Origin of the sequence: Pseudomonas sp. HMSC08G10, assembly GCF_001808425.1 — a bacterium.
In the GTDB taxonomy this organism is placed as follows: Bacteria; Pseudomonadota; Gammaproteobacteria; order Pseudomonadales; family Pseudomonadaceae; genus Aquipseudomonas; species Aquipseudomonas guariconensis.
In genome coordinates this window covers 55554-72705 of record NZ_KV793294.1, presented here as the reverse complement: position 1 = coordinate 72705, position 17152 = coordinate 55554, and the positions used below count along the sequence as shown (strand labels likewise).

Sequence of the window (17152 nt, the reverse complement as noted above, 5' to 3'; positions counted from 1 at the left end):
CGGCCGGCCTGGACGGTCGGCTCCTGTAGTGCGGCGCTGCGACGATCTTTCAAGGAAGAACCATGCTTGGACGTTTCGGCAGGGATGCCGGTTCACTGCTGGGGGTGGAAATCGCCTCCGGTTCCGTTCGAATCCTTCAATTGCAACGGCGCCAGGGCGGCCATGCAGTCTGCGCCTGGGCCGTGGAGCCTTTCGAGGCGCCACCGGGGCACTGGACGGCACACCCTGATGTGGTGGCCAAGGCCTTGCAACGAGCCTGGCAGCGTAGTGGGTCTCGTCAGCGTCAGGCCGCAGTGGCGTTACCGGGCTCTGAGGTGATCTGCAAGGTACATCGGCTGCCGGCGCGGTTGTCCGACAGCGAGATGGAGGCGCAGTTGCTGGCCGAGGCCGAGCGCCTGTTTCCGTTTCCATTGCAGGACCTCGCGCTGGATTTCCAGGCGCTCGAGGCGGTGCCGGGGCCGGTCGATGAGGTCACCGTGCTGGTGGGGGCTTGCCGCCACTGTCTGTTGGAGCCGTTGGAGCAGGTGTTCCACAGCGCTGGCTTGCAGTTGGTGATGGTCGAAGTGGACAGCCTGGCCTTGGCCCGCACGCTCGCCCCCGGCCGACTTACCGCAGCGGCGGTCCTTAGGATCGAGGCTGTTTGTGCCACCGTGCATACCTGGCCGGAGCCTTTCATGCCTCAGCGTCTGGAGTTGCGCTTCATGCCCGAGCAGGACCAAGCACAACGCCTCGAACGTATCGGGCACTGGCTGCGCAGTGCGCTGCCGGGAACATCCGTCGAATGCCTTCACGTCGCACCGTGCGATGTGCCGGAAGACGGCTGGCTGGAAGGGCTCGCGCAGCAACTGGCGATGCCGTGTGAGTCGCTCTGGCCTTTCGCTGGCCTGGCCATGGATTCCACGCTGTCGTGCAGGGAGGCTGGTGGCATGGCGCTAGCCTACGGACTGGCATTGGGAGGAGGGCAGTGATGCTGCGGTTGAACCTGCTTCCCTGGCGCGAACGGCAGCGCCTTGCGGCAGTTCGGCGCTTCAAGCTGGCCGTGCTCGCCAGTGTCCTGGTCGCCTTCTGCGGCGTGATGCTGCTCGACCATATGGCCCGTCAGCGTTTGCAGAGCCAGGAATTGGCCATTGCGCAAAGCCAGGCTTTGTTGCAAGAGCAGCAAGCGGAGCTCGCGCGCATCGATGGGTTGCGTGAGCGGCGCGAGGCCGTGCAGGCGCAATTTTCAGCCCTGGCTCGCCTGCGTGCCGATCAAGGGCTGCCTTTGGTGGTGTTCGCCGAGCTTGAGCGGGCCATGCCAGAGGGATTGAGCTTGAGCGAGCTGACCTTCCAGGAAAATCGCGTGCAAGTGCTTGGTTTGGCGGCGTCCCCCGCTGTCCTGGCGCAGCTCATGCGCGCGCTCGAGCAGTCTGCCGTCCTGCAGGGGCTGGAGCTAAAACGCCTTCGCAATGTGCCAGCGGGGGAAGAGTTCTTATTGTTGGCCCAGGTGCCGGTTTCGTGGTCATGACGTGGGCCGAGATGACCGACTGGCGGGAGTGGGGGATCCGTTCGCGGGGTGTCATTGCCGCGATTCTGGCGACGTTGATCGCCCTGGTGTTGCTTGCCGGGTGGTTCGGGCTTCTCCAAGGGCGGTATCGGACCTATCAGTTGGGCAAGGGCCAAGAGCAATCATTGATCTTGGCGCTGTCGGGCAATTCGCAGGCGCTGCACCTGCACGAGTCTGCCCGGCTGGCGCTGGACGATGCCACTTTGCAGTTGCGCGATGCGCGTTGGCGCCTGTCTGCGGGTGTGAGCATGAGTGATCTGCTCGACGAGCTGACCAGTTCGGGACATGCCCATGGGTTGGTGTTCGAGCAGCTCGATGTGGAGCAGGCGCGCGTGGAGACTGGCTACCAGATGGTGCCGCTGCGGGTAGAGGTCGTGGGGCGTTATGCCGCGCTGCGGATGTGGCTGGACGAATGGTTCGGCCAGGTTCGTCTCTTGCGGGCAACGAGCCTGCGGCTGGTCGACTTGCCCGAGCGTCCAGGCCTGCTGCGCCTGCAGGTGCAGGTCGCTTCGTATCACCCGGGCGAAGAACTGCCGGCACCGGCCTCGCTGGCCCATGAGCCGGCGAGGCCGGCGGCCCGCCCTCCGCGCGTGGACCTGTTCGTGCCCTGGTCGACTCAGGCCGCCGTGACGGGGCTGGCTGGCGTGCCCCTGGATCAGTTGGAGATGGTCGGCAGCCTGTCGCAGGCTGGGCATCACCAGGCTCTGCTGTGGTCGGCTGGACGTTTGTATCGGGTGCGTTCTGGGGACCGTGTGGGGCGTAATGAGGGTGTCGTGGTACGGATCGATCGACACCAGATCGAGGTGCGCGAGCGTGTGTTCGTCGCGGGAGTGTGGCACGAGCGGTCGGTCTACCTGGCCATGGGAAAGCGGGTCAACAACGAGGTCATGGATGACGCTGAACAAACTGAAGATCGGCATGGTGATGGCAATGCTGTCGAGCCCGGTGGCGACAGCATCGCTCTATCGAGGTGAGCCGCTGTCCCTGAATTTCCAGGACATCGAAGTGCGCGCGGCGCTGCAGGTGCTGGCTGATCATGCCGGCATCAACCTGGTTGCCAGCGACACGGTACAAGGCAGTCTTACCTTGCGCCTGGAAGACGTGCCCTGGGATCAGGCGCTGGACCTGGTACTGCGCAGCAAAGGGCTGGCCCGGCGCGAGGAGGGTAACGTTCTGGTGGTCGCGCCAATCGCGGAGCTGGCGGAGCAGTTTCGTGAAGCCCGGTCTGGGCAGGCGCTGGATGCACAATTGCAACCCATGCGGCGTGAGCTGCTGCCGATCCATCACGCCAAGGCGGCGGACATGGCAGAGTTGCTGTTGGCCGCGCTCGCCGACGAGGGCATTCTCACCGGGCGCGGTAGCCTGAGTGTCGACCCACGGACCAACACCTTGGTGGCCTACCAGCCGGCCGATCGGCTCGCCGAGTTGCGGCGACTGGTGGGGCAGCTGGATGTGCCGGTGCGACAAGTGCTGATCGAGGCGCGGATCGTCGAGGCCAACGTCGATTACGAAAAAAGCCTGGGTGTGCGCTGGGGCGCGCCACTGCAAGGCGATACCGCTCGTCTGGGAAAAGAACTGTTCGTGGACCTGGGTGTGGAGCGCGGGACGTCCGGCATTGGGTTGGGGGTGCTACGAGGCGGGACGCTGCTGGACTTGGAGCTCAGTGCCATGGAAAAGAGCGGAAACGGCGAGATCATCTCCCAGCCGAAGGTAGTCACCGCTGACAAGGAGACCGCGCGGATCATCAAGGGTACCGAGGTGCCTTACCAGGAAACCAGCAAGAGTGGCGCGACCTCCATCTCGTTTCGCGAGGCATCGTTATCGCTTGAGGTGACGCCGCAGATCACGCCCGATGGCAAGGTCGTGATGGCTGTCAGGGTGACCAAGGACGAGCCTGACTACGTCAATGCACTGAACAACGTCCCGCCCATCCGCAAGAATGAGGTCAACGCCAAGGTGCGGGTGGCGGACGGCGAGACGATCGTCATCGGTGGCGTTTACTCGACCACGCAAAACAATGTGGTCGACAAGGTGCCATTTTTAGGCGATCTGCCGTATGTTGGCAGGCTGTTTCGACGCGATGTATTACAAGAGAAAAAATCCGAGCTGCTGGTCTTCCTGACTCCGCGTATCATGAGTGACCAGGCGATTGCTGTGAGTCGTTGATTCTGTGCGAAATTTGATACTTGTGGGACCCATGGGCGCTGGTAAAAGCACCATCGGACGCCTATTGGCCAAAGAGCTGCGCCTGCTGTTCAAGGATTCCGACAAGGAAATCGAGCTGCGAACCGGCGCCAACATCCCGTGGATCTTCGACAAAGAAGGCGAGCCGGGCTTTCGTGACCGTGAGCAGGCCATGATCGCCGAACTCAGTGGCCTCGATGGCGTGGTCCTGGCGACCGGCGGCGGCGCGGTGATGCGTGAAGCCAATCGCAGGGCGCTGCGTGAGGGCGGACGGGTGATCTACCTGCACGCCTCGGTGGAGCAGCAGGTCGGGCGCACAGCGCGTGATCGCAACCGGCCACTGTTGCGCACTGCCAACCCGGAGGCGACCCTGCGCGCCCTGCTGGAAACCCGCGACCCGCTTTACCGTGAAATCGCTGACCTGGTGGTGGAAACCGACGAACGGCCGCCGCGCATGGTGGTGCTCGACATCCTTGAGCGCTTGCAGAAGTTGCCGCCCCGGTAAGCCGGGACTATTCTCGGCGACCAACGCCGAGGCGGGTTGAACGTTACCGCGCGGGGTCGCCTGGACGATGCCGCGCCCTAGTACATTGTGGGGATACATGCAGACATTAAAGGTCGACCTGGGCGAACGCAGCTACCCGATCTACATTGGCGAAGGCCTGCTGGACCAGCCTGAACTGCTGGCGCCGCACATTGCCGGACGGCAGGTCGCCATTGTCTCGAACGAAACCGTTGCTCCCCTGTATCTCGAGCGTCTGAGTCGCACCCTCGGTGCCTACGCGGTGTTGCCCGTGGTGTTGCCTGATGGCGAGGCCCACAAGAACTGGGAGACCTTGCAACTGATCTTCGATGCCCTGCTCACTGCCCGGCATGATCGCCGGACCACCGTGGTGGCCCTGGGCGGTGGTGTCATCGGTGACATGGCCGGCTTCGCCGCTGCTTGTTACCAACGCGGCGTCGACTTCATCCAGATACCGACTACCTTGTTGTCCCAGGTCGATTCCTCCGTGGGCGGCAAGACCGGTATCAATCATCCCTTGGGCAAGAACATGGTCGGCGCGTTCTATCAGCCCAACGCCGTGCTGATCGATACCGCCAGCCTGAAGACCCTGCCGGCACGCGAACTGTCGGCGGGCCTGGCCGAGGTCATCAAGTACGGCCTGATCTGCGACGAGCCATTCCTGACTTGGCTTGAAGCCCACATCCATGACCTGCGCGAACTGGAGCCCGTCGCGCTCACCGAAGCCATCCGCCGCTCCTGCGCGGCCAAGGCTGCGGTGGTTGGGGCTGACGAACGCGAATCCGGCGTGCGGGCCACCCTGAACCTCGGGCATACCTTCGGCCATGCCATCGAGACCCACATGGGTTATGGCGTTTGGCTGCATGGCGAAGCCGTAGCGGCCGGCACCGTGATGGCACTGGAAATGTCCATGCGCCTGGGCTGGATCGACCAGGCTGCGCGAGATCGCGGCATTCGTCTGCTGCAGGCGGCCGGCTTGCCGGTGGTGCCTCCCCAGGAGATGACCCCTGAACACTTCATGGAACACATGGCGGTCGACAAGAAGGTCCTCGACGGTCGCTTGCGCCTGGTGCTGCTGCGCCAGATGGGCGAGGCCGTGGTGACCGACGACTATCCGAAAGAGATTCTTCAGGCCACGTTGGCAGCGGATTACCGCGCAATCGTGGCCCAGCTTTGAGGTTGTGACAGCGCAATGACCAGTTTGCATGCCGATGAGGCGTTTCTCGACCACTATCAGTTGAGCCACGATCCGTTCGCGCCCCGTGTGCCCGGTTTCAAATTCTTCCCCGCCCAGCGCAAGCCGGTGCTGGGCCAACTGCATCATCTGGCGCGTTATAGCCAGCTGATGCTGGTGGTCACAGGCCCTGTGGGCAGCGGCAAGACCCTGCTGCGCCAGGCCCTGGTGGCAAGCACCAACAAGCAGTCGGTGCAGAGCGTGGTGGTCTCGGCCCGTGGCGCGGGCGACGCGGCCAGCGTTCTGGCCCAGGTGGCACAGGCACTCAATGTCGCCAATGCCGAAGTGCAGACCATCCTCGCCCAAGTCGTGCAACTGGCGCTGACCGGGCAGGAAGTCTATTTGCTGGTGGACGATGCGGAACAACTCGACGAGTCGGCACTCCAAGCGTTGCTGGAGCTGGCGGCGGGTGTTCCGGAGGGCCGTCCGCACGTGTTCCTGTTCGGTGAGCCGTCACTGATCGCCGCACTGGAAGGGCTCGATGCCGACGGGGAGCGATTCCATGTCATCGAGCTTGCGCCCTACAGCGAGGAGGAAACCCGCGAGTACCTGGAGCAGCGTCTGGATGGCGCAGGCCGGGGCATCGAGGTGTTCACCCGTGAACAGATCGTCGACATCCATGAAAACTCCGACGGCTGGCCTGGCAACATTAACCAGGTCGCCCGCGATACCTTGATCGAAGCCATGATCGCTAGCCGCAGTACGGTGAAGCGACCATCCATGGGGTTCAATATGCCTAAGAAACACGTGCTCGCGCTGTCCGCTGTCGTCGTGGTCGCGGTTGCCGCGGCGGTTCTGATGCCCAAGAAGGGCGGTGACAAGCCTGCCGAAGCGCCTGCCGCCCAGGCCCAGTTGCCGCTGGGTGAAGGCCAGCCGGCCAATGCCCAGTCCAATAATGGTGGTCCGGCCATCGAGTTCTCCGGCTCTTCCCAGCCAATGCCACTGCCGCTGGTTGGGCAGTCGCAGCCGGTGATGCGCGAGCCGCTGGCCCAGGCGGCCGGCATGGGGGATGGCGAGGAGGGCGGCCCGGCCGGCAACACCGCACTGCAGCCTGCCAACCCGCCGACTGTCACGACTATCGCGCCGCCGCAAGGTGCTACCGCAGGCCCAGCCCCGGTACCGGCTCAGCCTGTTACCAGCGCGCCGGCCCAGAATGTCGCCACCGCACCAGCCCAGCCTGTAGCGCCTGCGCCTAAGCCTGTTGCAACCCAGCCGGCCAAGCCGGTTGCACCTGTCAAGCCTGCTCCGGCGCCGACCCAGGTTGCCACTGCCAAGCCAGCCGCCAAGCCAACCGCCGGTGGCGCGGGCAACAGCGGCTGGTACAGCGGTCAGAAACCGGGCAACTACGTGGTGCAGATCTTCGGCACCAGCTCCGAGGCCTCGGCCCAGTCCTTCGTCAAGGCCCAGGGTGGCGACTATCGCTACTTCAAGAAGACCCTGCAGGGCAAACCCTTGTACGTGGTGACCTACGGCAACTTCGCCAGCCGCGATGCAGCGGTTGCGGCAATCAAGAACTTGCCAGCCAAGGTCCAGGCTGGTAAACCTTGGCCACGAACCGTCGGCAGCGTCCAACAAGAGCTGGCCACGGCCCGCTGACACCTTCCGGGCGGCACCACCCCGCTGCCCAGTTGCCTGAGTTTCGATAAGCCTGCTGCGCCTGAGCGCGGCAGGCTTTTCTGTCCCGGACTGCCGGCCACAAGCCCTTTCTTGCAGTCATGGCTGAAACGCTTCAGACTCGAGCCAAGCCGTTACCACGGCCAATGGCGCAAAAACATTCAAAAATGCGACATAAGTTTTCAATGATGCGTCATGAAAATTTGTGGGCGTTGCTGTCCCTGTGCAACAATGGTTTCCCATTGCCCACCGCAAAAAGCTGGCATTCGATCGGCGTGGATGGTAAGTGGTTGTACTAAAAAGAGATTTGCCTTGGTTGAGAGGCGAACCTGGTGAGAAAGTGTCTATGAAAACAGGTCTGTACCATCCCGAAGAATTCAAGGACAACTGTGGTTTCGGCCTGATCGCCCATATGACGGGCGAGGCGAGCCACCATCTTCTGCAAACCGCCATGCAGGCGCTGACCTGTATGACCCACCGCGGCGGGATCAACGCCGACGGCAAGACCGGCGACGGTTGCGGTCTGCTCATGCAGAAGCCCGATCAATTCCTGCGTGCCGTGGCCCAGGAACACTTCGCCGTCGAGCTGCCCAAGCAGTACGCCGTCGGCATGGTGTTCTTCAATCAGGACCCGGTGAAGGCCGAAGCGGCCCGCGCCAACATGGACCGTGAGATCATCAATGCCGGCCTGAAGCTGGTCGGCTGGCGCAAAGTCCCGATCGACACCAGCGTGCTTGGGCGTCTGGCCCTGGAGCGCCTGCCGCAGATCGAGCAGGTCTTCATCGGCGGCGAAGGCCTGAGCGACCAGGAATTCGCCATCAAGCTGTTCAGCGCCCGTCGTCGCTCGTCTGTGGCCAATGCCCACGACGCCGACCACTACATCTGCAGCTTCTCGCACAAGACCATCATCTACAAAGGCCTGATGATGCCGGCGGATCTTTCCGCCTTCTATCCGGACCTGGGCGATGAGCGCCTGAAAACCGCGATCTGCGTGTTCCACCAGCGCTTTTCCACCAACACCCTGCCGAAGTGGCCGCTGGCGCAGCCCTTCCGCTTCCTCGCCCACAATGGCGAGATCAACACCATCACCGGCAACCGCAACTGGGCTATCGCCCGTCGCACCAAGTTCGCCAACGATCTGATCCCCGACCTCGAAGAGCTCGGCCCGCTGGTCAATCGCGTGGGTTCGGACTCCTCGAGCATGGACAACATGCTCGAGCTGATGGTCACCGGCGGCATCGACCTGTTCCGCGGCGTGCGCATGCTGGTACCGCCAGCCTGGCAGAACGTCGAGACTATGGACGCCGACCTGCGCGCGTTCTATGAGTACAACTCCATGCACATGGAGCCGTGGGACGGCCCGGCCGGTATCGTCATGACCGAGGGCCGCCACGCGGTCTGCCTGCTGGACCGCAACGGCCTGCGTCCGGCACGCTGGGTGACCACCAAGAACGGCTACATCACCCTGGCCTCGGAAATCGGCGTCTGGGACTACAAGCCCGAGGATGTGCTGGCCAAGGGGCGCGTTGGCCCGGGCCAGATCTTCGCCGTGGACACCGAAACCGGCCAGATTCTCGACACGGACGCTATCGACAATCGTCTGAAGTCGCGCCATCCCTACAAGCGCTGGCTGCGTCAGCACGCCCTGCGCATCCAGGCGACCCTGACCGACGACCAAGGCGTGGCCAGCTATGACGCTGACCAGCTCAAGCAATACATGAAGATGTTCCAGGTCACCTTCGAGGAGCGTGACCAGGTGCTGCGTCCGCTCGGCGAGCAGGGCCAGGAAGCGGTCGGCTCGATGGGCGACGACACGCCGATGGCCGTGCTGTCCCAGCGCGTGCGTTCACCTTACGACTTCTTCCGCCAGCAGTTCGCCCAAGTGACCAACCCGCCGATCGACCCGCTGCGCGAGGCGATCGTCATGTCCCTGGAGATCTGCCTGGGCGCCGAGCGCAACATCTTCCAGGAATCCCCTGAGCACGCCTCGCGGGTAATCCTCAGCTCCCCGGTCATCTCGCCTGCCAAGTGGCGTTCGCTCATGAACCTGGAGCGTGAAGGCTTCGATCGCCAGCTGATCGACCTCAACTATGAAGAGAGCGTCGGCCTGGAAGCGGCCATCCGCAATATCGCCGACCAGGCCGAGGAAGCCGTACGCAGCGGCAAGACCCAACTGGTGCTGAGCGACCGCTACATCGCCCCGGGCAAGCTGCCGGTGCATGCCTCCCTGGCGGTCGGTGCGGTACACCATCGTCTGACCGAGCAAGGCCTGCGCTGCGACAGCAACATCCTGGTTGAAACCGCCACCGCCCGTGACCCGCACCACTTCGCCGTGCTGCTGGGCTTCGGTGCCTCGGCTGTCTACCCGTACCTGTCCTACGAAGTGCTGGCCGACCTGATCCGCACCGGCGAGGTCCTGGGCGACCTGGATGAGGTGTTCAAGTACTACCGCAAAGGTATCTCCAAAGGCCTGCTGAAGATCCTGTCGAAGATGGGCATCTCCACCATCGCCTCCTACCGCGGCGCCCAGCTGTTCGAAGCCGTGGGCCTGGCCGAGGAAGTGGTCGGCCTGAGCTTCAAGGGCGTGGCCAGCCGCATCAAGGGCGCACGCTTCGTGGACCTTGAGAACGACCAGAAGCTGCTGGCGGCCGAAGCCTGGAGCGCGCGCAAGCCGATCCAGCAGGGCGGCCTGCTCAAGTTCGTCCACGGCGGCGAGTACCACGCCTACAACCCGGATGTGGTCAACACCCTGCAGGCAGCAGTGCAGAAGGGCGACTACGCCAAGTTCAAGGAATACACCACGCTGGTCGACCAGCGTCCGGTGTCGATGATTCGCGACCTGCTCAAGGTCAAGCTGGCCGAGCAGCCGTTGGCGCTGGATCAGGTCGAGCCGCTGGAGGACATCCTCAAGCGCTTCGACTCCGCGGGCATCTCCCTCGGCGCCCTGTCGCCGGAAGCCCACGAGGCCCTGGCCGAGGCGATGAACCGCCTGGGCGCGCGCTCCAACTCTGGCGAGGGCGGCGAAGACCCGGCCCGCTACGGCACCATCAAGAGCTCGAAGATCAAGCAGGTGGCCACCGGCCGCTTCGGCGTCACCCCGGAATACCTGGTCAACGCCGAAGTGCTGCAGATCAAGGTGGCCCAGGGCGCCAAGCCCGGCGAGGGCGGCCAGCTGCCTGGCGGCAAGGTCAACGGCCTGATCGCACGGCTGCGCTATGCCGTGCCGGGCGTGACCCTGATTTCGCCACCCCCGCACCATGACATCTACTCGATCGAAGACCTTGCCCAGCTGATCTACGACCTCAAGCAGGTCAATCCGCAGGCACTGGTGTCGGTCAAGCTGGTGGCCGAGGCCGGCGTGGGCACCATCGCCGCCGGCGTGGCCAAGGCCTACGCGGACCTGATCACCATCTCCGGCTACGACGGTGGCACCGGCGCCTCGCCGCTGACCTCCATCAAGTACGCCGGTGCACCGTGGGAGCTGGGCCTGGCCGAGACCCACCAGACCCTGCGCGGCAACGACCTGCGTGGCAAGGTGCGGGTACAGACCGACGGTGGCCTGAAGACTGGCCTGGACGTGATCAAGGCGGCCATCCTTGGCGCCGAGAGCTTCGGCTTCGGCACCGCGCCGATGATCGCCCTGGGCTGCAAATACCTGCGTATCTGCCACTTGAACAACTGCGCTACCGGCGTTGCCACCCAGAATGACAAGCTGCGCAAGGACCACTACATCGGTACCGTCGACATGGTGGTGAACTTCTTCACCTTCGTCGCCGAGGAAACCCGTGAGTGGCTGGCCAAGCTGGGCGTGCGTAGCCTGGGCGAGCTGATCGGGCGTACCGATCTGCTCGACATCCTGCCAGGCGATACCGAGCGCCAGCAGTACCTGGACCTGTCGCCGCTGTTGGGCAGCTCGCACATCCCGGCCGACAAGCCGCAGTTCTGTGAAGTCGACAAGAACCCGCCGTTCGACAAAGGCGAGCTGGCCGAGAAAATGGTCGAGATGGCCCTGCCGGCGATCCGCGATCTTTCCGGTGGCGAATTCAGCCTGGACATCTGCAACTGCGACCGTTCCATCGGCGCGCGTATCTCCGGTGAAATCGCCCGCCTGCACGGCAACCAGGGCATGGCCGGTGCGCCAATCACCTTCCGCTTCAAGGGCACTGCCGGCCAGAGCTTTGGCGTGTGGAACGCCGGTGGCCTGAACCTGCACCTGGAAGGGGATGCCAACGACTACGTGGGCAAGGGCATGACCGGCGGCAAGCTGACCATCGTGCCGCCTGCCGGCAGCCCGTTCGAAACCCAGCACAGCGCCATCGTCGGCAACACCTGCCTGTATGGCGCCACTGGCGGCAAGCTGTTCGCCGCTGGCACCGCGGGCGAGCGCTTCGCTGTACGTAACTCCGGCGCCCACGCTGTGGTCGAGGGTACCGGCGATCACTGCTGTGAATACATGACCGGCGGCTTTGTCTGCGTCCTGGGCAAGACCGGTTACAACTTCGGTTCTGGCATGACTGGCGGCTTCGCCTACGTGCTCGACATGGACAACACCTTCGTCGACAAACTCAACCACGAGCTGGTGGAAATCCAGCGCATCAGTGGTGAGGCGATGGAGGCCTACCGCAGCCATCTGGCGCGGGTCCTTGGCGAATACGTGGAAGAGACCGGCAGCGAGTGGGGGCGCGAGCTCTCGGAGAACCTGGACGACTACGTGCGTCGCTTCTGGTTGGTCAAGCCCAAGGCCGCCAACCTCAAGCAACTGTTGTCCAGCACCCGTGCCAACCCGCAGTAAAAGCAGCTGCAAGTGGCGAGCCTCGAACTGCAAGTTGAAGCGGTTCGAGGTTCGCCCGGCTTAAGTGATCGTCTTGCGGCTTGCAGCGCTTAGCTTGCAGCTGCTGTTAAGAGGTTTTGAAAAATGGCTGAACGTCTGAACAACGACTTCCAGTTCATCGAAGTGGGCCGTAAGGACCCTAAGAAAAAACTGCTGCGCCAGCGCAAGAAGGAGTTCGTGGAGATCTACGAACCCTTCAAGCCCCAGCAGTCGGTCGAACAGGCACACCGTTGCCTGGGTTGCGGCAACCCGTATTGCGAGTGGAAGTGCCCGGTGCACAACTTCATCCCCAACTGGCTGAAGCTGGTCTCCGAAGGCAATATCCTGGCGGCGGCGGAGCTGTCGCACCAGACCAACACCCTGCCGGAAGTGTGCGGTCGTGTGTGCCCGCAGGACCGCCTGTGCGAGGGTGCCTGCACTCTTAACGACGGCTTCGGCGCGGTGACCATCGGCTCGGTGGAGAAGTACATCACCGACACTGCCTTCGCCATGGGCTGGCGCCCGGACATGTCCAAGGTCAAACCGACTGGCAAGCGTGTCGCAGTCATCGGTGCAGGCCCGGCGGGCCTGGGCTGTGCCGACGTGCTGGTGCGCGCGGGCGTGACTCCGGTGGTGTTCGACCGCAACCCTGAAATCGGTGGCCTGCTGACCTTCGGTATCCCCGAGTTCAAGCTGGAAAAGACCGTGCTGAGCAATCGCCGCGAAGTCTTCACCGGCATGGGCATCGAGTTCCGCCTGAACACCGAGGTGGGCAAGGACATCACCATGGAACAACTGCTCGCCGAATACGATGCGGTGTTCATGGGCATGGGTACCTACACCTACATGAAGGGCGGTTTCCCAGGCGAGGACCTGCCGGGCGTGCATGACGCGCTGGACTTCCTGATCGCCAACGTCAATCGCAACCTGGGCTTCGAGAAGTCGCCGGAAGACTTCGTCGACATGCAGGGCAAGAAGGTGGTGGTGCTTGGCGGTGGCGACACCGCGATGGACTGCAACCGCACCTCGATCCGCCAAGGCGCCAAGTCGGTGACCTGCGCCTATCGCCGCGACGAGGCCAACATGCCGGGTTCGCGCCGCGAGGTGAAGAACGCCAAGGAAGAGGGCGTGAAGTTCCTCTACAACCGTCAGCCCATCGCCATCGTCGGCGAGGACAAAGTCGAAGGCGTGAAGGTGGTCGAGACCCGTCTGGGCGAGCCGGATGCCCGTGGCCGTCGTAGCCCCGAGCCGATTCCAGGTTCCGAGGAGATCTTGCCGGCCGATGCCGTCGTGATCGCGTTCGGCTTCCGTCCGAGCCCGGCGCCGTGGTTCGAGCAGTTCGACATCCAGACCGACAGCCAGGGCCGCGTGGTGGCACCGGAGAAGGCCAAGTTCAAACACCAGACCAGCAACCCGAAAGTGTTCGCCGGTGGCGACATGGTGCGCGGTTCGGACCTGGTGGTGACGGCGATATTCGAAGGCCGTACTGCGGCTGAAGGCATCCTCGACTACCTCGGCGTCTGATCCGTCAGTGGGGCTGCTTTGCAGCCCTATTGCGGCCAAAGCCGCTCCCACAGGTACAGCAAGGTCTCGATAAGGGTGTGAGACGTGTGGACCTGGGCGACGAAAGGCCGCCTCCGAAGCATTTTTGTATACAAAAATGCTTGATCTACGGCACTCAATAGACAAAACGCATGGCCTTGGCCGTGCCTTTTGTGTCGGCGTCTGAGAAAATGCCCGCACTTTTTTGCTGGATGCCGACATGACTGCCCTGAAGAACGATCGTTTCCTGCGTGCACTGCTCAAGCAACCCGTAGACGTCACCCCGGTCTGGATGATGCGCCAGGCCGGTCGCTACCTCCCGGAGTACCGCGCCAGCCGCGCTAAGGCCGGTGACTTCATGAGCCTGTGCATGAACCCGCAGTTCGCCTGCGAGGTCACCTTGCAGCCGCTGGACCGCTACCCGCTGGACGCGGCGATCCTCTTCTCGGACATCCTCACCATCCCCGATGCCATGGGCCAAGGCCTGTACTTCGAGACCGGCGAAGGCCCTCGCTTCAAGAAGGTCATCAGCACCCCGGCCGACATCGAAGCGCTGCCGATCCCTGATCCGCACAAAGACCTTGGCTATGTGATGGACGCCGTCAGCACCATCCGCCGCGAACTCAACGGCCGCGTACCGCTGATCGGCTTCTCCGGCAGCCCTTGGACCTTGGCCACCTACATGGTCGAAGGCGGTTCGTCCAAGGACTTCCGCAAGACCAAGGCCATGCTCTACGACAATCCCCAGGCCCTGCATCTGCTGCTGGACAAGCTCGCCCAGTCGGTCACCAGCTATCTCAACGGCCAGATCCAGGCCGGCGCCCAAGCCGTGCAGATTTTCGACACCTGGGGCGGCAACCTGTCGGCGGCGGCCTACCAGGAATTCTCCCTGGCCTACATGCGCAAGATCGTCAGCGGCCTGATCCGCGAGCACGAAGGGCGCAAGGTGCCCGTTATTCTGTTCACCAAGAACGGCGGCCTGTGGCTGGAAAGCATCGCCGAGGCCGGCGCCGACGCCTTGGGCCTGGACTGGACCTGCGAGATCGGCGATGCCCGTCGCCGGGTCGGTGACAAGGTCGCTCTGCAGGGCAACATGGACCCGACTGTGCTGTATGCCAAGCCCGAAGCCATCCGCAAGGAAGTGGCGCGGATCCTGGCAAGCTATGGCCATGGCAGCGGTCATGTGTTCAACCTGGGCCATGGCATCACGCCTGAGGTCGACCCGGAACACGCGGGTGCATTCATCAACGCTGTGCACGAGCTGTCGGCGCAATACCACGCTTGAGTTCGAGTCAGGCCGCCTGCATCTGCTGATGCAGGTGTGCCAGCGGTTGCTATGCAGCCCGTCGCAAGGCCGAACAGCTCCAGGCCAGGGTCGAATTGGCGCTGGAGCCGGTTTGCGCGGTTTCAGGCAGGGGTCTTGGAAGGCAACCGGCTCAAATGCAGGGCCACCAGCAACGCCACGGCCAATAGGCTGCCGATGAACAGGCCGATGCCGTTCCAACCGGCCTGGTGCCAGAACACGCCACCGGCGGTGCCGGCGATGCTCGAACCTGCGTAGTAGCTGAACAGGTACAGCGACGAAGCCTGGCCCTTGGCCTTGAGCGCCCGGCGTCCTATCCAGCTGCTGGCCACCGAGTGGGCGCCGAAAAAGCCGAAGGTGAACACCAGCATGCCCAGGATCACCATCACCAGCGGACTGGTCAGGGTCATCAGCAGCCCCGCGGCCATCACTACGATACTCGCCCAGAACACTTTGCGCCGACCCAACCTGTCGGCCAGGGCGCCGACCTGCGCAGAGCTGTAGATACCCGAGAGGTACACCACCGAGAGCAAGCCGACCAAGGCCTGGTTCATGTGGTAGGGCTCGGCCAGCAGGCGATAGCCGATGTAGTTGAACAGCGTGACGAACGCACCCATCAGCAGGAAGGCTTCGAGGAACAGCCAAGGCAGCCCGGCGTCCTTGAAGTGCATGACGAAGCCATCCAACAGGCTGCGCGGATTCAGCGGCTGGGAGCGGAAGTTGCGCGACTCGGGCAGTACCTTCCAGAACACCAGCGCCGCCATCAACGCCAAGCTGCCGATGGCCAGCATTGCCGTGTGCCAGCTGACGAAGTCGATCAGCACACCCGTGATCAACCGACCGCTCATGCCGCCAATGGCATTGCCGCCGATGTACAGGCCCATGGCCAGACCGATGTGTTGCGGGTGGATCTCTTCGCTCAGGTAGGTCATCGCCACGGCCGCCAGGCCGCTCAGTGACAGGCCGACCAGGGCGCGGGTAGCGAGCACCAGTTCCCAGCTAGGCATCACTGCGCTGGCCAGCGTCGCAAGCGCCGCGCACAGCAGGGCGAAGACCATGACCGGCTTGCGCCCGATGCGGTCCGAGATTGGCCCTGTGACTAGCAAGCCGAAGGCCAGCGTGGCGGTAGAGATCGAGAGCACCAGACTGCTTTGCGCCGCATTGATGGAAAACTCCCGCGACAACAACGGCATCATCGGCTGCACGCAGTAGAGCAAGGCAAAGGTGGCGAAGCCGCCGCTGAACAAGGCCAGCACGGTCTTCATGAAGGCGGGGCTGCCTTTCTCTATCCAGGCGTCGTTCAGGACGGGGTCAGGCTCAAGGGATAGCGGGGCGACGGCGGATTTCACGGCAGGGTACCTCGGGGCGCGGGGCCGGCGTTGCGATGGAAAAAAGCATATAGCTGGCTAATGATTAGATCCAATATATTGTTCGACCTGTTTGATAGGTTTTGCGACTGATTCGGAGGCTTCATGGAACTGCGCCATTTGCGGTATTTCATCGCCGTGGCTGAAGAACTGCACTTTGGACGTGCGGCCCAGCAATTGGGGATTTCCCAGCCGCCCTTGAGCCAGCAGATCCAGGCCCTGGAGCAGGAGCTGGGCGCGCGCCTGTTCGAACGCACTAATCGGCGGGTGGAACTGAGCGAGGCTGGGCGCTTGTTTCTCGAAGAGGCGCGTCAGGTCCTGGCCCAAGTGGAGAAGGCTGCCGATGTCGCCCGGCGAGCGCAGTTGGGCGAGTTGGGCGAGATGAAGATCGGCTTCACCTCATCGGCCCCCTTCACGTCAAAAATTCCCAGAGCATTGCATGCGTTCCGCCAGCGGTTTCCGGCGGTACACCTGAGCCTTAGAGAGATGAGCAGTCGAGATGTGGCCGAGGCGGTGTTCGACGAGTCCATCGAAGTCGGCTTGATGCGGCCGATGCCCTTGCCGGAGGGGTTGGTCGCCACCGAGTTGTTCAGCGAGCCGCTGGTGGCGGTGATCAATGCCTCTCATCCGCTGGCCCAGGGCAATGAGCAGGGGCTGTATATGGAAGCCTTGGCCCATGAGCCCTTCGTGTTCTTTCCGCGCAGCTACGGCAGTGGCCTGCATGCGCAGTTGCTAAGCCTGGCGCGCCAGGCTGGGTTCAGCCCGCATTTTGCCCAGGAAGCAGGGGAGGCGATGACCATCATCGGGTTGGTGTCGGCGGGGTTGGGGGTGTCGGTACTGCCGGCGTCGTTCCAGCGCATGCGCATCGACGGGGTGGTCTATCGCACGTTGCTGGACGAGGGCGCGATCACGGCGGTATGGCTTGTCCAGCGCCAGGTCGGCGGATCGGCCATGGCCCGTGCCTTTGCCGAGTTGTTGACGCAGCAAGTACTGGATTGAGGATGGACGTGGTCTGCGGTGCTGTTCGCGGGT

At 63.4% G+C, this 17152-nt stretch carries 12 protein-coding genes; 11 read left to right on the top strand and 1 reads right to left on the bottom strand.

The window, feature by feature from the left end; all coding sequences use genetic code 11:
- Nucleotides 1-62 precede the first annotated feature (62 nt).
- From pilM to hemE, 10 genes are all read left to right on the top strand, one after another.
- Nucleotides 63-968, top strand: a complete 906-nt coding sequence (pilM, locus tag HMPREF3173_RS04535; RefSeq protein ID WP_070571712.1) for a type IV pilus biogenesis protein PilM — start codon at nucleotides 63-65, stop codon at nucleotides 966-968.
- Entirely contained in the window at nucleotides 968-1504 is a 537-nt protein-coding gene (locus HMPREF3173_RS04530) for a PilN domain-containing protein (RefSeq protein WP_070571711.1), read from the top strand. The genes pilM and HMPREF3173_RS04530 overlap by 1 nt, the downstream gene beginning before the upstream one ends.
- Entirely contained in the window at nucleotides 1501-2517 is a 1017-nt protein-coding gene (locus HMPREF3173_RS04525; RefSeq protein WP_070571815.1) for a pilus assembly protein PilP, read from the top strand. The genes HMPREF3173_RS04530 and HMPREF3173_RS04525 overlap by 4 nt, the downstream gene beginning before the upstream one ends.
- Complete coding sequence (locus HMPREF3173_RS04520; protein ID WP_070571814.1) at nucleotides 2462-3709, top strand: type IV pilus secretin PilQ; 1248 nt, start codon at nucleotides 2462-2464, stop codon at nucleotides 3707-3709. The genes HMPREF3173_RS04525 and HMPREF3173_RS04520 overlap by 56 nt, the downstream gene beginning before the upstream one ends.
- A 4-nt stretch (nucleotides 3710-3713) precedes the next feature.
- Nucleotides 3714-4232, top strand: coding sequence for a shikimate kinase AroK (gene aroK, locus HMPREF3173_RS04515; protein ID WP_043208585.1), 519 nt, complete (start codon nucleotides 3714-3716; stop codon nucleotides 4230-4232).
- A gap of 97 nt (nucleotides 4233-4329) precedes the next feature.
- Nucleotides 4330-5427: a 3-dehydroquinate synthase gene (gene aroB / locus HMPREF3173_RS04510; RefSeq protein ID WP_043208583.1), complete on the top strand. Its 1098-nt coding sequence runs from the start codon at nucleotides 4330-4332 to the stop codon at nucleotides 5425-5427.
- 15 nt (nucleotides 5428-5442) lie between these two features.
- The gene (locus HMPREF3173_RS04505) at nucleotides 5443-7080 is read left to right on the top strand and encodes an AAA family ATPase (RefSeq protein ID WP_070571710.1); all 1638 of its coding nucleotides are present in this window, start codon (nucleotides 5443-5445) and stop codon (nucleotides 7078-7080) included.
- Nucleotides 7081-7444: 364 nt separating this feature from the next.
- Entirely contained in the window at nucleotides 7445-11890 is a 4446-nt protein-coding gene (gene gltB, locus HMPREF3173_RS04500) for a glutamate synthase large subunit (protein WP_043208577.1), read from the top strand.
- Nucleotides 11891-12013: 123 nt separating this feature from the next.
- Nucleotides 12014-13432, top strand: coding sequence for an FAD-dependent oxidoreductase (locus HMPREF3173_RS04495; protein WP_043208574.1), 1419 nt, complete (start codon nucleotides 12014-12016; stop codon nucleotides 13430-13432).
- Nucleotides 13433-13670: 238 nt separating this feature from the next.
- Nucleotides 13671-14735 (top strand): uroporphyrinogen decarboxylase, encoded by a 1065-nt coding sequence (gene hemE / locus HMPREF3173_RS04490; protein ID WP_043208573.1) that lies wholly within the window; start codon nucleotides 13671-13673, stop codon nucleotides 14733-14735.
- 122 nt (nucleotides 14736-14857) lie between these two features.
- On the opposite strand, the gene HMPREF3173_RS04485 is transcribed toward hemE, so the two are convergent.
- Nucleotides 14858-16018 carry an MFS transporter gene (locus HMPREF3173_RS04485; protein ID WP_371906660.1) on the bottom strand — a complete coding sequence of 387 codons (1161 nt, stop codon included), beginning with the start codon at nucleotides 16016-16018 and terminating at the stop codon, nucleotides 14858-14860.
- A gap of 207 nt (nucleotides 16019-16225) precedes the next feature.
- On the opposite strand from HMPREF3173_RS04485, the gene HMPREF3173_RS04480 reads away from it, so the two are divergent.
- The gene (locus HMPREF3173_RS04480) at nucleotides 16226-17119 is read left to right on the top strand and encodes a LysR family transcriptional regulator (RefSeq protein WP_070571708.1); all 894 of its coding nucleotides are present in this window, start codon (nucleotides 16226-16228) and stop codon (nucleotides 17117-17119) included.
- Nucleotides 17120-17152: the final 33 nt, after the last annotated feature.